The sequence below is a fragment of the Afipia sp. GW821-FHT14H12 genome (genome assembly GCF_058803465.1).
In genome coordinates, this window is the sequence record NZ_JBXAOZ010000001.1 from 513,453 (window position 1) to 529,133 (window position 15,681).

General features: G+C 59.1%; 14 protein-coding genes and 2 pseudogenes. 8 read left to right on the forward strand and 8 right to left on the reverse strand.

The window, feature by feature from the left end:
- Positions 1-302: 302 nt before the first annotated feature.
- The 4 genes from AC1RNA_RS02500 to AC1RNA_RS02515 are packed head-to-tail and all read left to right on the forward strand — an operon-like array spanning position 303 to position 4,043.
- Positions 303-1,256 (forward strand): DUF4357 domain-containing protein, encoded by a 954-nt coding sequence (locus AC1RNA_RS02500; protein ID WP_492950097.1) that lies wholly within the window; start codon positions 303-305, stop codon positions 1,254-1,256.
- An 11-nt stretch (positions 1,257-1,267) separates the two neighbouring features.
- Positions 1,268-1,672, forward strand: coding sequence for a hypothetical protein (locus tag AC1RNA_RS02505; protein ID WP_492950098.1), 405 nt, complete (start codon positions 1,268-1,270; stop codon positions 1,670-1,672).
- The gene (locus AC1RNA_RS02510) at positions 1,669-2,442 is read left to right on the forward strand and encodes a metallophosphoesterase (RefSeq protein ID WP_492950099.1); all 774 of its coding nucleotides are present in this window, start codon (positions 1,669-1,671) and stop codon (positions 2,440-2,442) included. The genes AC1RNA_RS02505 and AC1RNA_RS02510 overlap by 4 nt, the downstream gene beginning before the upstream one ends.
- Positions 2,439-4,043: an AAA family ATPase gene (locus tag AC1RNA_RS02515; protein WP_492950100.1), complete on the forward strand. Its 1,605-nt coding sequence runs from the start codon at positions 2,439-2,441 to the stop codon at positions 4,041-4,043. The genes AC1RNA_RS02510 and AC1RNA_RS02515 overlap by 4 nt, the downstream gene beginning before the upstream one ends.
- Positions 4,044-4,090: 47 nt before the next feature.
- Here the strand turns inward: AC1RNA_RS02515 and AC1RNA_RS02520 are convergent, their stop codons facing one another.
- Complete coding sequence (locus AC1RNA_RS02520) at positions 4,091-4,297, reverse strand: hypothetical protein (RefSeq protein WP_492950101.1); 207 nt, start codon at positions 4,295-4,297, stop codon at positions 4,091-4,093.
- Positions 4,298-4,389: 92 nt separating this feature from the next.
- Entirely contained in the window at positions 4,390-4,689 is a 300-nt protein-coding gene (locus AC1RNA_RS02525) for an HU family DNA-binding protein (protein ID WP_492950102.1), read from the reverse strand.
- Between the two features lie 815 nt (positions 4,690-5,504).
- Here AC1RNA_RS02525 and AC1RNA_RS02530 point away from each other — a divergent pair.
- The gene (locus AC1RNA_RS02530; protein ID WP_492950103.1) at positions 5,505-5,750 is read left to right on the forward strand and encodes a DUF6894 family protein; all 246 of its coding nucleotides are present in this window, start codon (positions 5,505-5,507) and stop codon (positions 5,748-5,750) included.
- A 150-nt stretch (positions 5,751-5,900) separates the two neighbouring features.
- On the opposite strand, the pseudogene AC1RNA_RS02535 reads toward AC1RNA_RS02530, so the two are convergent.
- From AC1RNA_RS02535 to AC1RNA_RS02545, 3 genes and pseudogenes are all read right to left on the reverse strand, one after another.
- Positions 5,901-9,225: pseudogene (locus AC1RNA_RS02535) on the reverse strand (error-prone DNA polymerase).
- A complete protein-coding gene (locus AC1RNA_RS02540; RefSeq protein ID WP_492950104.1) occupies positions 9,222-10,724 on the reverse strand; it encodes a Y-family DNA polymerase in 1,503 nt (500 codons plus the stop codon). Before AC1RNA_RS02540 ends, AC1RNA_RS02535 begins: the two are co-directional and overlap by 4 nt.
- Positions 10,717-11,529 carry an ImuA family protein gene (locus tag AC1RNA_RS02545; RefSeq protein WP_492950105.1) on the reverse strand — a complete coding sequence of 271 codons (813 nt, stop codon included), beginning with the start codon at positions 11,527-11,529 and terminating at the stop codon, positions 10,717-10,719. The genes AC1RNA_RS02540 and AC1RNA_RS02545 overlap by 8 nt, the downstream gene beginning before the upstream one ends.
- Before the next feature lie 264 nt (positions 11,530-11,793).
- On the opposite strand from AC1RNA_RS02545, the pseudogene AC1RNA_RS02550 reads away from it, so the two are divergent.
- Positions 11,794-12,375 (forward strand): annotated as a pseudogene (locus AC1RNA_RS02550) (UdgX family uracil-DNA binding protein); the annotation flags it as partial.
- A gap of 38 nt (positions 12,376-12,413) precedes the next feature.
- On the opposite strand, the gene AC1RNA_RS02555 reads toward AC1RNA_RS02550, so the two are convergent.
- On the reverse strand, positions 12,414-12,851 hold the full coding sequence (locus tag AC1RNA_RS02555) for a DUF3147 family protein (RefSeq protein WP_492950106.1): 438 nt from the start codon (positions 12,849-12,851) through the stop codon (positions 12,414-12,416).
- On the reverse strand, positions 12,852-13,190 hold the full coding sequence (locus AC1RNA_RS02560) for a DUF3147 family protein (protein WP_492950107.1): 339 nt from the start codon (positions 13,188-13,190) through the stop codon (positions 12,852-12,854).
- 72 nt (positions 13,191-13,262) lie between these two features.
- On the opposite strand from AC1RNA_RS02560, the gene AC1RNA_RS02565 reads away from it, so the two are divergent.
- Positions 13,263-13,844, forward strand: coding sequence for a phosphatase PAP2 family protein (locus AC1RNA_RS02565; RefSeq protein WP_492950108.1), 582 nt, complete (start codon positions 13,263-13,265; stop codon positions 13,842-13,844).
- Complete coding sequence (locus tag AC1RNA_RS02570; RefSeq protein WP_492950109.1) at positions 13,844-14,452, forward strand: cysteine hydrolase family protein; 609 nt, start codon at positions 13,844-13,846, stop codon at positions 14,450-14,452. The genes AC1RNA_RS02565 and AC1RNA_RS02570 overlap by 1 nt, the downstream gene beginning before the upstream one ends.
- 283 nt (positions 14,453-14,735) lie before the next feature.
- Here AC1RNA_RS02570 and AC1RNA_RS02575 read toward each other — a convergent pair whose 3' ends face one another.
- Positions 14,736-15,296: a M15 family metallopeptidase gene (locus AC1RNA_RS02575; protein ID WP_492950110.1), complete on the reverse strand. Its 561-nt coding sequence runs from the start codon at positions 15,294-15,296 to the stop codon at positions 14,736-14,738.
- Positions 15,297-15,681 lie beyond the last annotated feature (385 nt).

Consider the following 15,681-nt stretch of genomic DNA (forward strand, 5'->3'; position numbering starts at 1 on the left):
CTAGGTGCCAGTTTATCCGCGATTCGCGGCCCCCTTCCCATCCTTTGTTGTCGATGATCGTTGCCTGTTTAGGGCGGCCGGGCCGGACCTTGTTCCGTTCTGACGGCTGTATGCCATTGAGCCTGCCCATCATCGGCTTCTCACTCGCCATCTAGCGATCGGCCGTCCTGGACGGCGTGCATAACGCACGCCCTGGGTTCGCCGTCTCGTGACCTGCGCTCATCGATGTGAGCGCGGCAAGGGATGCGTGCGCCCTGCCCTCAGGACCCGATACCTTCATCGTACAGCAAGGGATTTCATCAATGTCTTCAGTTTGTCAGCCCGCTTTTGATACGGGGACCACGACCATCATCCATCGCCCAAAATCCGGGATCACCGGCTTTCGGGACATCATCGACGAGGCATCAAGGCTCTCGGTCTGTGTCTTCCCGTTTGGGCCGATCAACGAGGAGCTGCGCACCCGCCTTTCCTGGCTACCTGCCTGTTACATCCTCTCCAACGGACGCGAGATCTATGTCGGCGAGACCGGCCATATGGCGCGGCGGCTCAATGACCACCTTGCCGATCCGGACAAGTCCTTTGCTCGCGAAGTCTATGTGGTCAGCGGGATTGCGCACCGCTGGTACGACAAGTCCGGACCGATGTTCCTGCAAGAGCGTCTGACGTGCATGGCGGAAGCCGCAGGCTTCGTCGATGTCCGCAAGGACAAAAGCCCACCACATGCGGAGCCAACATCCTGGCATCGGACCACACTGGAACGCATCGTCATGGACGCCGAGCGTCTGTTGTTCGATGCCGGCTGCCGCGCGTTCCACTCCAATAATGCCAGGCCCACACTTTCCCTTATGCCGTCGTTGGCGCCAGTTACCGCCAGCGACGACGAGGATGACGAGAACAGCCTGATGCAGATCGGCGTCTCAACCGCACCGATCGGCTCAGAAGAGTACGAACTCAACTACTCCGGCATCTGGGCGCGCGGTTATCCCCTGGGTGACAGTTTCGTCGTGGCCGCAGGATCTGAGGTTCGCGCCTCCATCAACCCCAGCGCCCGGCCAATCGTCGCCACCCGTCACGCCATGCTGCGGGACGCCTGTGCCCTCGCCCCGATCAGCGGCATCGAGGATCGCCTGCGTCTGACGCTGGCCGTGGCCTTCGGCTCCCGGAACATCGCAGCCCAAGTCGTTTGCGGTGCCCAGGCCTCCGCCCGTCACTGGCAACGGCTCAGCCATGCCAGTCCCGTCATCGTGGCCGCGTGAGGAGTGAGGCCATGACACACGCTCTCGATAAGACGTCTCCGCTTGCCTGGTGGCGAACGGTGCCTCCCAGCCGCCTCGACGCCACGCATTGCTATACCCTGCGCCGATCGCTGGCGCAGATCGTCGTTCTTGGCGAATCCGGATGGCAACGGGCCGTTGCCGGCGATGCCGAAGAAGCGATCGGCATTGCCCTGCCGCTCATCCACCGCGAGGAATCCGGCTCACGCCTCGATATCGTCATGAGCGCGGTCCTGCTGTGCGCCCTGAACGGCAATCCCGCCGCGGCGCTGCTGCTCGCCCATGCGCTCGATAGCCGGTCCCATCAGGATCTGTGGCCACTCACCGAGCCCTGGCTCGCCAGGATCCCGACACCAAAGACGCCCAAGTCCGAGCGTTCGCAGGAAGGTGCAGCATGAAGCTTCAGATCTTTAGCGACCTCCACGCTGATATCTATCCAGCTAAAGCGATCCAGTTTCAGCCGGACATCGATGCGGCGATCGTGGCCGGCGACACCTGCGAAGGCGCCGACAAGGCCTTCGCCACGTTGCGCGGGATCGTACCTTCCGAGATCCCGATCATCATGGTGCTGGGCAACCACGAGTTCTATCGCCGGTGCTTGCCGGAGGAAGTCGCCCTGGCAGAGAGGCTCGCACCTGAGTTCAACATCCATCTGCTCGAGAACGAGACAGTGGTCTTGAACGGCGTTCGCTTCATCGGTGCCACCTTGTGGACCGACTACAGACTCTTTGGGGAGCACGCCGCCCCCCTCATAATGGAGCACGCCCGGGAGATCATGAACGATCATCACCGGATCACCTGGTCCAAGCAGCCATTCCAGCGCTTCCGCCCCACTGACGCCTGGCGGCTGCATCTGGAATCACGCCAGTACCTGGAGACGATGCTCAGAACGCCGTTTGACGGCCCGAGCATCGTCGTCACCCACCATGCGCCGCATCCTGGATCGCTGCATCCGATCTACAAGGATGATCTCTTGTCGGCGGCGTTCGTGTCCGACCTGTCGACGTTGCTGGAAGGGCCTTATGGGCCTGACCTGTGGGTGCATGGCCACGTCCATCACGCCTTCGACTATGCCGTCCACAAGACGCGCATCGTCTGCAACCCCAATGGCTATGGCGACGAGAACCCTGCCTTCAATCCCTCCCTGGTCCTGGAGGTGGGGTCATGAGCGAGCCATTCGATGGGGATGACGACGATGACGACAACAGCCTCGGCCCGGACGATCATGAAGGTGATAACGAGGAGATCAGCATCACGGTCGATGGCGAGCGGCTCCTGTTGGGGACGGCCGCCGACAGTGGGGACCTCAAGGACGAGCGGCTCAGCCTGCACCGGCTGTTCCGTTACGGCCTGCTCTGCGCCGAGCGCTCCAGCCTCGCCGAGGAGCGGCTTGCCGCCGAGATCAATGAGATTGCACCAAAAGTGGCGCTGGAGCCCTGGCTCATAGCTAAAGACTATGCCACCGGCGCACTTCTTGCCGAGGAACTGGATCGTCTTGCCACGGCAGAGGACCGGGCGATCCTGCGCAGTCTTTCCGACTGCGTGCGGCTGTTGTCCTTGCCGGCGCCGCATATCGCCTATGATGCCAAGGCCTATTGGCGCGTCACGGCGGCCCTGTTCACGGCCCGCAAGAAGCGCTGGCATGTTTTAAGCCAGCCGATGCTGGCCGAGGTGGAATCCTTCCTCTACGGCTGGGCAGCAGCACCTCTTGTCTTGCGAGTGACACCCGAGCTGCAGCACTACAACCGCGCGGTGGATGCCGCCCTTGGTTTGGGCGACTTCATGGTGGCGTGCCGCATCCAGGCCGCCCAGGAGGAAATCCGCAACGAGTACCGCCATCGCGACGACGAGAAAATACCGGACAAAACACCAGCCAGTGAAGATTCTGGCCCCGCTGAGGCGCCTCCCGACCATGTCATGGTGTGCTCCCTGCCCGAACAGGGGGCCAGTTCTTCTAGCAAGAGCCTGACCAAAACCTACCAGTCCGCGATCAACTCACCTTTGCCGCTTACGTTGGCGCCCGCGCTGCCCAAGGTGCGCGCAAAGCTGCTGTTCGAGTTCCCTTACGCACAGGAGGCGATCGACACCATCCTGTCCGACCTCGTTGGCCAACGGATCGTGAGACTCAAACCCACCTTGCTGCTCGGCCAACCCGGCGCCGGCAAGTCCCGCTTTGCCAGACGTCTGGCGGAAGAACTCGGGCTTATTGTCTGGCGCGTCGACGGCGCGCAGTCGGACGGCTCGATCTTTGCCGGCACCGACCGGCGCTGGCACTCGACCGAACCCTGTCATCCGTTCATGGCAGTGCATCGCGCGGGGCACGCCAATCCGCTCGTGCTGATTGATGAGATCGAGAAGGCTGCAACCCGAAGCGACCATGGCCGGCTGTGGGATTGCCTGCTCGGCTTCTTCGAACCGGAGACAGCCGCGCGTTATCCCGACCCTGCGCTACAGACCGCGCTCGACCTGTCGCATGTCAATTACATCATGACCGCGAACAGCACCGATGCCCTGCCCTCGCCGCTCAAGGATCGGCTGCGCGTAATCGGCTTCCCCTCGCCGCAAGTCCGTGATCTCGACGCACTGCTACCCGCGGTCATTGCCGGCATCGCCCTTGAGCGCCAGCTCGACCCGCGCTGGATCACGCTGCTGGACGGTGAAGAGCACTGTGTAACTGCTCAACATTGGAAGGGTGGATCTGTCCGGCAACTCAAGCGGATCGTCGAGGTCATCCTGAAGGAAAGAGAGAAACAGAGCGTCCAAAATTAGCCGGATGCAAATAACGCAGAACAGCGGTCTTCTGGGAGTAAAACGACCTAACGCTGATGACCCAGTCCGATGCCGAGCTTCAAGGCTTTCTGACGCAGCGAGCCTTCCGTGCGCTTCATTTGCTTCGCAATTTTAGCGACCGGGGTTCTGGCTTTCGAATGGGCTCGCAGGGTCTTGACGTCATCCTTTGTAAAAGGCCGGCGCACGGATTTCTTCGGCGCTTTCTTCGTCAACTTCCTCACCTGCTTGACCATCCAACCCTCCTAATTACTGGCAGATGCGCTTTAGCACATCATCGACCGGGATCAAGAAGTGGAGATCACAACGGGTCTCCACTTCCATCAAGTCAGACAGCGTCCTTGGCAGCCTTGACTGGGCGTGCTCGAACGATCTTTCGAGCAGGCTTGGCTTTAAACGTCATTGGCTCTCCAGTGAACGGATTGGTACCTTTGCGTGCCTTCGTCGCCGGCTTTTTGATTACGACAAACTTGGCAAAGCCCGGAACGAGAAACGTCCCGTTCTTCTTCAGCTCCTTGTAGCCAATCGTTGCGAGAGACTCGAGAACGCCTTTCACATCTCTCTTCGAGAGCTCGTTAGCTTCGGCGATCTTTTCGATCAGTTGCGATTTCGTCATCTGAGTTGCCATGTCGACTCCATTGATTCGGGCGGTCGACGATACTCGATTTCGCAACTCTTCACCGGCCCATCAGGGCGTTTCCCACCACCATCCGAAGAACTGACGTCGGCGGCTTGCAGGCGATAATCTGTCGTGTTTTGGAGACGACAATAATAGTCCAGATAATCATCTGCCCTCGGTCAAACATGGGGCGGTGCTGTCGGCTAGCGCTTGTGCCCGACGGTTAGCGTTTGGCTCGCGGACGTTAATCGCGCCTACCTTGCAAGGGCGCTGCCCTTGCAATGAGACCACAAGAAGCTCTTGTGTAACATGGTCGTGGCCGTCCTTATCCGTGTCGACACGCCAGGCTCGCAGGATCGCGGTAATTGGCTTACCGTCTGACACCCGCCATTCGAGCTTGTCGCCAAATACCTTGTCTGCCCCACGCCAAATCAGACCAGGCTCGTCGTCTCGTTTACCTGTCGGAAAATCTTGAAGGCAACCAGATTGCCCTCATCGGCAACGATTGCTACCGCCGTGTTCGTTATGGCACTGCTCTACAGCTTGTTTTTGCCATGACGCGACAAATGAAAACGTCATGGACTGACGACGATCACCGTCGCCTCCGGGAATACGCCGAAAGAGGCCCATTCCGCCTTCCGCATAGCCGCCGCCCTAAAGCGATCTGTCGCTGGTGTGAGAACGGTGGCGCAGCGAATCGGCATCACGATCCTCAGTGGCAGAGCCATCCGTGCAAAAAATAACTTGAGTTAAAGGTCCTTCGGAAGGCCCGGAAACTTTCTCGCCCTTTTCGTTTTAAACACTCGAAAGGGGCTCGGCGGATAATGGCACGTTACTATTTCGATATACGGGAAGATGATGTCCTTGTCCCGGACAAGGAAGGAATGGAATTCCTCGACTTGGAAACGATGCAGAGAGAGGCCGTGCACACTCTTGGTGATCTCGCAAAGAGCATGCCCTTTACGATTCAGGAGCCCGGCCCTCAGGCGGCTACGATTGAAGTCCGAGACGATAATGGGCCGGTGCTGAAGGTCGACTTTCTGGTTTCGTGGAACGTATTCCGCCAATAGAAATTCGCCTGGTATCCTTACGCTGACGGTTTGAACCTTGGAGTAATGCTTTCGAGTGATGGAGCTGGATTTAAGCTGCGGAGTGATTCATTGCCGCAGCGTCGTGTATCGGCGGCTAGCAAGCGCGCGTTGCTAGGAGTTACTCTGCTTTTAATGAAAATCCCGGGAAGCAGGAAGAATCCGCACTTGACGCGGATGCCGGGCTTTAGTCGAAGCCGGGGAAATCAACCGCTGCCTGTCAAAAGAATTCTCCGCTGGCAGATATGGGGGTAAAGCGTCGTTGGAGAGTCCAATCAGATCGGGCGTGCGATCGAACAGGCGATCCGCCACCAGATGGACCACACGATCCGGGCTACTCTGGATAACACCTTCGATTTCGATCAGCCGCGCACCCATCACTTCCTTGCGGAATTTCTCCATCACCTTCGGCCAAACTACGATATTGGCGATGCCGGTCTCATCCTCCAGCGTCATGAACACGACGCCCTTCGAACTGCCTGGCCGCTGACGAACGAGTACCACGCCCGCACACCGCACGCGCCGCTTATCATTCGCATGGGCAACGGTCGCACAGGAAACAATCCCCTCCTCCGTGAATGTCGCACGGAGGAATTCCATCGGATGCCCCTTCAGGGACAACCGTATCGTCTGATAGTCGGCCACCACTTCTTCCGGCAAGGGCATTTGCGGCAACGAGACACTACCTTCATCAGGCTGCTCACGGGCGGTCATCGATTGAAACAATGGCAGCGACTCATCGTCTGGCAGACGTCGAACGGCCCACAGCGCGCTGCGCCGATCCAGCCCCAGCGAGCGGAAGGCATCGGCATCGGCCAGCAGGATCAGAGCACGCTTCGGCAACTTCGTCTCGCGCGCGAAATCCTCCAGTGATGTGAATGACTGCCTCAACCGCGCCGCGACGATCGCCTCGCCCCAGTCCTCCGATTTTGTCTTGCCTTGTATCCGGCGCCACCTCTCCTCATCCGGATCGGCGCATTTGAATCCATCGATCTGCCGGAAGCCGAGGTGCAGCACGTGGTATATGCCGCTTCGCTCTCCCAGAGTGTTCTGTGAAAAGCCGTGAGACACATCAATCTCACGGACCTCGACGCCGTTCTGGCGCGCATCGCCGACGATCTGTGCCGGCGCATAAAATCCCATCGGCTGCGAGTTCAAAAGACCGCAGGCAAAAGCATCGGGATGGAAACATTTCAGCCAAGCGGACACATAGACAAGCTGGGCGAAAGCCGCGGCGTGACTTTCAGGAAAGCCGTAGCTGCCGAAACCCTTGATCTGATCGAAGCAGCTTTGCGCAAATGCGGGATCGTAGCCGCGCTTAATCATGCGGCCAACCATGCGTTTCTCAAATTTCGGCATGGTGCCGACGTTGCGGAACGTCGCCATCGCACGCCGCAAACCATTGGCTTCCTCGGGCGTGAATTCTGCCGCCGCCATGGCGATGCGCATGGCCTGCTCTTGAAATAGCGGAACGCCGAGCGTCTTGCACAGCACGTCCTTCAGTTCATTCTTGTTGCCGCTCTTCGGATAAGGATATTCGATCTCTTCCGGCTTCATCTGCCGCCGCTTCAGATACGGATGCACCATATTGCCCTGGATCGGGCCGGGCCGGACGATCGCGACCTCGATAACAAGATCGTAGAAGGTTCGCGGCTTCAGGCGCGGCAGCATATTCATCTGCGCGCGGCTCTCGACCTGAAACACGCCGAGCGACTCGCCACGGCAAAGCATGCCGAACACCGGGCCGCTATCATCCTTTTCTGCCTTGATATCTGAAAGCTGGTAGCGGTGCTCCTTGTGATCCGCGATCAGATCGAAGCATTTGCGGATGCAGGTGAGCATGCCAAGCGCCAGCACATCGACTTTCATCATCTTCAATGTGTCGATGTCGTCCTTATCCCACTCGATAAAGGTGCGGTCCTCCATCGCGGCATTGCCGATCGGCACGTAGGTATCGAGCCTGTCTTGCGTCAGCACATAGCCGCCGACATGTTGGGATAGATGGCGCGGAAATTCGATCAGTTCGGTGGCAAGCTCGACGGCGCGACGGATCATTCCATTCTGCGGATCAAAGCCCGCCTGTCTGACTTGCATATCACTGACGCCGGTGCCCCAGCTTCCCCACACTGTATCGGCCAATGCTGCAGTGACGTCTTCTGTCAGCCCGAGCGCCTTGCCGACATCGCGGATAGCGCTGCGCGGCCGGCAGTGAATGACGGTAGCGACGATTGCCGCGCGGTGGCGCGCCATAGCGATGGTAAACATACTGCATCACCTCTTCGCGCCGCGAATGCTCGAAATCCACATCGATATCTGGCGGCTCAAGTCGTTCTTCGGAGATGAAGCGCTCGAACAGCACATCCGTTTCTGTCGGATTCACCGAGGTGATGCCGAGCATATAACAGACGGCGGAATTCGCCGCTGACCCACGCCCCTGACACAGGATACTCTGCGAGCGGGCATACTGAACGATGTCATGCACCGTCAAAAAGTAATGCGCATAACCGAGCTTTTCGATCAGGCCCAATTCCTTGTCGATGGTCGCCTGTAATTTTTCGTCGATACCGCCGGGAAAATAATGCCGGATTCCTGCGTTGGTGAGATCCCTGAGATGTCCTTGCGCTGTCTTGCCGGGCGGTACGGGCTCATCGGGATATTGATATCTTAATTCGTCGAGGCTGAAGGTGATGCGATCTGCGAACCGCATGGTCTCCTCGATCGCCTCCGGCAGATCGCGGAAAAGCCGCACCATCTCGTGGCCGGGCTTCATATGTCGCTCGGCATTGGCTTGCAGCTTTTTGCCGATAGCGTGGATCGTGGTCTTTTCGAGGATGCAAGTCAGCACGTCCTGCAGTGGACGACGCGACGGATGATGATACAGAACGTCGTTGGTGGCGAGCAGAGGCACATCCGCTGTTGTTGCGATCCGGTACAGACGGGAGAGGCGCCGCCTATCGTCGCCACGATACAGCAGGCTTGCAGCCAGCCAGACTCCATCGGCGCGGCTTTGCTTCAGCCGGCCGAGCACCTTCAACGCAACCGTCGTTTCAAACCGATGCGGCAACGTCAGAACCAGCAGCTGCCCCTCGGAGAACTCCAGAAGATCATCGAGCGTGAGAAGGCATTCGCCCTTCTCCGCTTTGAGCTTGCCGCGCGACAGCAACTGGCAGAGACGACCATAGGCAGCGCGATCGCGCGGATAGGCCAGAATGTCCGGCGTTCCATCCATGAAGACGAGGCGCGCACCGATCAGGAGTCTGGGCTTGTATTTGACCTCATCGTTTGCAAGCTCGCTATAGGCACGCACAACGCCAGCCAAGGTATTGCGGTCGGCGATGCCGATCACCGGTAGCCGGTGTTCGCTGGCCTGATGCACATATTCCTGCGGCTGAGACCCTCCGCGCAGAAACGAAAAATTGGTGGTGATGCCGATTTCCGCATAATCGGTGACCTTCATGCGAACACCCCATGGACGTACCATTTAGGGTCGATACGCTCGCCTTTGTCATCGAGAGACTCGCTTCCGTAGAGACCATCGCGATAGATCCAGAAACGCAGGCCTTCCGTGTCCTCGACACGAAAATAATCGCGTGTGAGGACAGACGTCTCGTTCTTCCACCACTCCATCGCAATGCGTTCTGGCCCTTCCGCCCGCACGACCGCATGGGTCGCACGCCGCCATGTAAAACGAGGTGGCGGACCATCCGGAACGGGCGCCGCTGTGACCTTGATTTCCTCTGGCCGCTTGAACAGCCGCAGCGGGCGTAGCGGCGGTTCTTTCGCGACACGTTCCGGCCATTCAGTGACAGAGGCCACGCTAAAATGCTGCTGCGCCGGCAGGGCCAGCGCGGCGCACTCGGGGACATGCGTATCCTGCGGCAGGTAAATCATGATCCGCTGCCTGCCAAGATGTGCCGCAAGGCGGTCGATCAATGCCGCCACCTCATCATTGTCCTGCGTTCGTGCATCGAGATCGCGCTGCTCCTGCACCACGGTATCGACGCGGCTTGCAGACAGCCGGATGAGATCGAACCCGAAGCCCGGGTCGAGCGGATCGGCCAGCGCATTAAACCGTTCTCGGAACAGACGATCGATCAGGCCTGGGCGCGTCACCGGTTGTCCCGCATCGACGGCGATGGTACGCACCGCGCCATCGACGCGAAAGAAACTGGCCTCCAGCCGACGGGCGCCCTTGCCTTGCTGCTCCATCGCAACCACGAGTTTTTGCGCCAAGCCCGATACGGTCGCGGAAATCGCATCTTCGGTCGCAACCGGCTCGGCAAAATGCCTCTCGACCAAGAAGTCAGGCGGCAGCCGCCGCGGACTGATCGGCGCATCGGATTGCCCGAGCACTTCCCGCAACACATCCGTGAACGCCTTGCCGAACCGCGCGGCGATCTCGCGGGGCTCACGAGAGGCAACGTCGCCAATAGTCTTCAGCCCGGCACGGCGCAATCCGCGTGTGATGGCATCCTCCGCGCCGAGCGCGAACACAGGCAAGTTCTCAACAGCTGCAGACTCTTGCCCTTCCGGCACGATCCGGCCGCGCACTGCGCGCGTCAGCGCCCGCGCGCAAGCCGACGTTCCGGCAATCGCCGCATTGACGACGAACCCTTGCCGCGTCAGTGAATCGCACACCAGCGCCAGCATCTTGGCTTCGCCGCCGAACAGATGCGCGCAACCGCTGATGTCGAGAAACAATCCGTATGGCGGATCGAGCGCGACCAGCGGCGTGAAGCGGTCGCACCAGTCCGCGATATGAGCGAGAGCCTGCGCATCCGCCGCTACATCGACCTCGAACATCTCAATGTCGGAACAGATCGCCCGCGCATTGGCGACCGGCATGCCAATCTCAAGCCCGATGGCCGCCGCCGCATCGTTCATCGCGACGATCTGCAGCGCGTTATGCTGCTTGTCAGCGACAATCCAAGGTTTACGAAAAAACGTCTCACCCAACCCGGCGCAGATGCGTGACCGATCCTCCCTCAGGAGTCGGCGTTTGATGCGGTCGGTCGGCAGGCGGGGCAACCAAAGGCTGAGAATGCGCCGCCGGTTCACGGAAGATACGCTCGTCACAATTCCACTCCATGATCCATCGACCACTCTGCCCATGACGATTGCGGACAAGTTCTGCATCGAGCATCGGTTCGCCCCAAGCACTCCATGCTGCTTTGGGTAGCGAGCGCGCTGCCCGCACCACCCAACGTGTCTCTGCCGTGCTGACGGCAGGTTGGCTCGATGTACAAAACATCACGCAGGACACGCCGGACGATTGAGCGGCCAGCGTCAGCCGCCGGCTGGCCGTGAGATCGAAAGTCTTCGTCTCGCCCCATACTTCGCAGACTACCGCGCCCAGTGCATCGCAGGCCAGCGCATCGGCAGTCACCTTCAGCGCGGTTTCCGCATTCGGCACCCGCACCAGCACCAGGCGGCACGGATCGAGACCAAATTCAATAAACCCGCTCATCGACAAGGCACCCGCTTCGGCTTCTGCAAAATCCTGCTGCACCCAGAGCATCGGCCGGTGGTTTGCCAGTCGCTGAACCAGGCCGGCGGCGAAACCAGTCGCAGAAGCTGACTGCCGAGTCTCGGTCGCAAATACCTCATGCAGCGCACCGCGCAACAGGCCGCCCTGTAGCGTCGCATCCACACCAGCATGGCCGAGCGCCACGCGCTCCACCTGCTGCGGCATGGTCTGCGCCTCAAGATGGCGGATCGCGTCCCGCAAGGACGCAAGCGTACTCACACGCGCGCCGGTCATGCGCCGTTCCCAGGAATTTCGGACCAGTCCCTGCTTTCCTAAGACGGACCAACCCGTATGTTCATGTTATGTTCTAATATAATCCTACCCAGCCTGAATGAGTCAACCAGAGTCTTCAGGGCTGATTTTCATCAACAGAACCAATGAGATTCAACGTCTGGCGAGGGAAACTTGCCGTCTCTCGTTTCATTGAGCTTGAGAAAGCAGAAGAGAGAACCCATGCGCCACGCCGCCCGTCTCCCCGAGCCCGAGCTTTTCGGAAAAGAAAGCCTTGCGGATTTGCGCGAAGAAGCCGCCCATTGCCGGGCCTGCCATCTTTACAAGCATGCCACGCAAACCGTGTTCGGCGAAGGTGCGGCGCACGCGCCCATCATGCTGGTCGGCGAACAGCCGGGCGACAAGGAAGACCTCGCCGGAAAGCCGTTTGTTGGCCCCGCGGGACAGGTTCTGGATCGCGGATTGAATGAAGCCAAAATTCCGCGCAACACGGTCTACATCACCAATGCCGTGAAGCATTTCAAATTCGTGCCACGCGGAAAAATCCGTCTGCACCAAAAACCAAACACGCCCGAGATCAGAGCCTGCCGGCAATGGTACGAACGCGAGTTAGTGACAGTGAGGCCTGCTTTGGTCGTTGCGATGGGAGCCACGGCCGCGCAATGCGTCTTCGGCAAGATCACACCGATCGGGAAAAATCGCGGCCACTTGCTGGACTTGACTGAAGAGACCAAGGCCTTGGTAACCGTGCATCCGTCCTATCTATTGCGCCTACCCGATCAAGAATCGAAAGAACGCGAATACAAACAGTTCGTCCGCGATCTCAAGCTGGCTGCTTCTTATTTGTGAAAGACTTGAAATTTCGCTTCCCTGTAAACTGAGGGCCATCACCGTCCAACTGCTCGCGGGCATATTCTTCCGAGATACCAGGCCGCAACGGAGACGATGCTCCATGCTGCCATCGCTAGTCCCAGCACGGCAACAGGCGACAGAAATCGTCCAAGCCAAACAGTCAGCGCAAACGCCACCATGCCGGCGCTCCCTAAGGCAGCACCAAAGGCATCGAGCGCTGCAGCCTCCTGCCCACGGCGAGCGCCCTGCAGGTGTTTCATTTCCTTGCGCCTGCGTTCGTGCTTTTCGATCAGCGTTGCACTGGCACAGAAGATCGCCGGAAACGCCAGAAACAACCCGCCCCAGGAGGGTCCAGCTAGTTTCGCAACGCCGCCCGCGAATATAGTCGCAAGACCGCCAAGCACGAAGCGAATGACAAGCTCGTACCACCGGTTTTGCTTGAAGCTTGCGAATTTAAGCCGGATAATCGTCATTCAAGCTCCAAAGGCAATCAGCAATCCGGCACCAACGCCAAACCATGCGAGCAGCGCCGTGATGCTAGCAGCTCCTGCACTCCATCGTTTGCGCATCAGCAGATGGCAGACGAGGAGGCCGTAAACCGCGAGCGCGATGCTGCCAAAGACCATCGCTCGTGCCTCTGCAGCCACATAATCGATACCATGACTTTGAAATGCCAAGCCAAGCGTCACCAGCGCCACCGATGGCGCCGCACTGAACAGCCCTGCGAAGCTCTTTGGCCGCAGAGGGTCGCCCAGCAACGCAAAGGCCGACACGACAATTCCGCCGGCGAGGAAGCGAATGACAAATTCCAAAACCCTTGCTCCTCACTCGTGAGGAAGAACTTTCTGTGACGGACCGAGTTCCTTTATTTGAAAGGACACCGTATGGCCCTTGTTACAATCAAACCCACTATATTCGACAAACGGATTGCGAAATCGATTTCGAGGCAAACCGATCCGCGCGTTGAAACGGCAGCGGAGGTGCTCACATGGGGTGCAGACGAACATCTGCTGTTGGTTGCCTCCGCGATTTTCTGGCTCGCCTCCCGTCACTCCGATAGGCGAATCAAGCAAGTGGGAACGCACTGCCTCGTCACCACCGTGGCAACGGCGATTTCACCGCACGCCCTGAAAACTATGATCGACCAGAAGCGGCCAGACCGGAAGCCCTTCGCTCAACATCGACACGGCATTCCCCGTTCGGGCAAGCCAAATGATGCATTTCCCTCCGGCCACGCAATCCACATGGGGGCGCTTGCTTCGTTCGCGACCTTACTGCCACGAAACCTGCGTTACGGCGCCTGGGTCGCAGCGTCCATTCTCACAACGACGCGCGTAGTTTTGCTGGCACACTGGGTGACCGATGTCGCCGCTGGATTTGCCACAGGCGTGGTGCTCGAGCGCATGGTCCGGCTGTGGACGCGGCCCCGGCCGATCTCGCGCAAACATCGAAGGACATCCTTCTGATGGGCACGCTGCGTGGCACAATCAGCGAGCAGAGCGTCCATCTATGTATCGACATGCAGCGGCTGTTCGCGCCGGGCGGGCCTTGGATGACCCCGTGGCTAGAGCACACGCTTCCGGTGATTGCGACGCTCGTCGAACATCAACCCCGTCGCACCCTTTTCACGCGCTTCATTCCCGCGAAATCTCCCTCCGATGCGTTCGGAACATGGCGAGCGTATTACGAGAAGTGGCGCGACGTGACATTGGATAACCTCGATCCCGCTTTTATCGATCTCGTGCCGGAGCTGCAGAAATTTGTACCTCCGGCCGCGCAGTTCGACCGGCCCACTTATTCGGCTTTTGCAGACGGCCGTCTGCATGCGTGGCTGCAGGATCGCCACGTCACCACGCTGATTGTCTCCGGTTCAGAAACGGACGTCTGCGTGCTGGCCACCGTTCTGGCCGCGGTCGATCACGGCTATCGGACCATTGTGGTGAGCGACGCGCTTGCCAGTTCTTCGGACGAGAGCCATGACGCGCTGATTGATCTATACAACAGACGCTTCGACATTCAGATCGAACTGGCACCCACCGAAGAAGTGATCAAAAGCTGGAGCCTTCCTGTGTGATGCCCCGCAGCTGAGGCTCAGAAAATCGTTCGCTTATCCGCGCTCTTGCTGAAGAAGTGGGCTGGCTGGAGGGTCATCGCGAAAATCACACCAAGCTGCAAACAACAATGATCGCCGACTTAGTTTTCCACTGAACCTCGTATTTCCGCTGAGCGGAAGCATTGTGCCCTGTGTCCCTGCTAGCGGTTTCAGAACCTCGGATCACTATCGCGACGGGAAACGAGCCACGCCGCAGTCAAGCGAGATCAGCCCGTGTTGACGGACGAATGCCGCGCCGATCGAATTATTGATTCGCGTAGCGCGCTTGATGCCGTCGCGCGTAATTCTGACCCCACCCCGTCCAGCCGCCAATCTGAAAATGCCCGCTGTCACGATGCCCCCATTGAGCGCCCGAAATTGCGCCGCAGGAATTAGCGATTTCAACTTCATTTGAAGGCATGCGGGGAGTCGTTCGGTTACGCCCTGTTTGGTTGATGTCTATCGCTAGTCCCGCCCGGTGCAGCGAGCCTCGTAACGAGCCGCGGGCGCGCCAGCCGCCCATGAACCGGATCGGGTATCCCTGCCGTTCAAGCCGGTCCACAATGCATTGAAACGAACCTGCAGCCGAAGCGGCGACATGAGCGGTGGCACCCGAAAGAGCCCGCACGTTGCCCGTGCCACGTTCAGCGATCACGATAGCTCGACCTGGGAATGGCGCGGAAACTACAGGAGCGCCCATCCCACATACCGGGTGCAGTTCAGTTCCAGTCTCGATGCATTGCTGCACACGATTGCGATAGCGCGCTTCAGCATCTGAAGCCGCACAGATGAACGTAAGTCCCGCGATAATCATGATCCGAGCCATTCTTTTACCTCGACGTTGTAGGTTGAAGGACTAGCCAAGAGTGTAGAGCCTAGAATTCAACTTGCTGCGGTACGGGCTACGAGTGCTCCTGCCGACCCGATCAGCCAAATCTTTTGGAGAAGGCCATGTACGGCGTCGTTGCGCCAAGCATCGCCCATGTTTGGGGTTGCGGGCTTTAATTTGGCTAAGGACCGTTCGACGCGCGATTCCCGGCATAGGGACTAACGCTCAGCCCGCGACATAGACTCCCGGTCGCGATACCACTTTCGGCTGATGGAACCTGACTTAAAGTGGGGATGTTTGATTTATGTCGCCGTTCAACATCGGCGGCTAGAGCCCGGGAGGACTAAACCTCCTAAGCCTACCTACGGCGGCCAGCAAAGAT